This window comes from Streptosporangium sp. OZ121 (assembly GCF_051918885.1).
In the GTDB taxonomy this organism is placed as follows: Bacteria; Actinomycetota; Actinomycetes; order Streptosporangiales; family Streptosporangiaceae; genus Streptosporangium.
On record NZ_JBPXMC010000090.1, the window covers coordinates 1 to 1,084 of the forward strand.

Annotated in this window: 1 protein-coding gene; it reads right to left on the reverse strand. The window is 68.6% G+C overall.

Annotation, left to right across the window (positions count from 1 at the left end; all coding sequences use genetic code 11):
- Positions 1-102 precede the first annotated feature (102 nt).
- Entirely contained in the window at positions 103-741 is a 639-nt protein-coding gene (locus tag ACTOQ1_RS42825; protein WP_440074340.1) for a response regulator transcription factor, read from the reverse strand.
- Positions 742-1,084: the final 343 nt, after the last annotated feature.

Below are 1,084 nucleotides of genomic sequence, written 5' to 3' on the forward strand. Positions count from 1 at the left end.
ACTCCTGGCGCGAGAGGATCTGCAGACCTGCCGAGTCGAGCTTCATACCCTCCAGGCTGCCCGTCCGCCCCGCGACGACGTTAGGGACCAAAGTCCCCCGCATCACCGCCGATCTGCCCTCAGGCGGGCCGCCATGGCCGCGACCTGGGTGCGCCGCTGCATGTCGAGCTTGCTCAGCAGGGTGGAGACGTAGTTCTTGACCGTCTTCTCGGCCAGGAACATCCGCTCGCCGATCTGCCGGTTGGTCAGGCCCTCGCCGATCAGCTCCAGGATCTGCCGCTCCTGATCCGACAGGGCGGCCAGCGGGTCCTTTCTCGCCGCCTGGTCGCGCAGGCGCGCCAGCATCGAGGCCGTGGTCTGCGGATCCAGCAGCGACTGCCCGGCGGCGACCGTACGGACCGCTCCCACCAGGTCCGAGCCGTGGATCTGCTTGAGCACATACCCCGAGGCCCCGGCCATGACCGCGTCGAACAACGCGTCGTCGTCGGCGTAGGAGGTCAGCATCAGGCACGCCAGGCCGGGCAACTGGGAGCGGACCTCACGGCACACGTCGACTCCGTTGCCGTCGGGCAGGCGGACGTCGAGCACGGCGACGTCGGGCTTGAGGGCGGGGATGCGGGCGATGGCCGACTCGGCGGTGCCGGCCTCGCCGATCACCTCGATGTCGTCCTCGGAGCCGAGTAGCGCGGCGACACCGCGCCGTACCACCTCGTGGTCGTCCACCAGGAAAACGCGAATCATGCTCCGCACGTTAGTCCCCTTTTGACGCGTGCCGGTAGGGACCAAGGACCCCGCGTGTCACGCCGGCCGCCGTGGGAGGGACGTGCGCCGATCGCGAAAAGGCCGAAAGTCCCGCGGGTGCGGTTCGTACGGCACTGTGGCCGGGCTTGGAGAAGCGGTGTGATGAGGACATCGCAAAGACCGCGGAACACTACGGAACTACACGGAAAGGGGAGCCGTCATGGCCACCACTCACGGACACGACGTTCACACCGGGCCGGTCATGGACGCCGCCCCCGCACAGGTCGTCAAGCGGCCGGTCGACTACGTCTGGGCGGTCGCTCGGATCAGCCTGGGCTGGGTC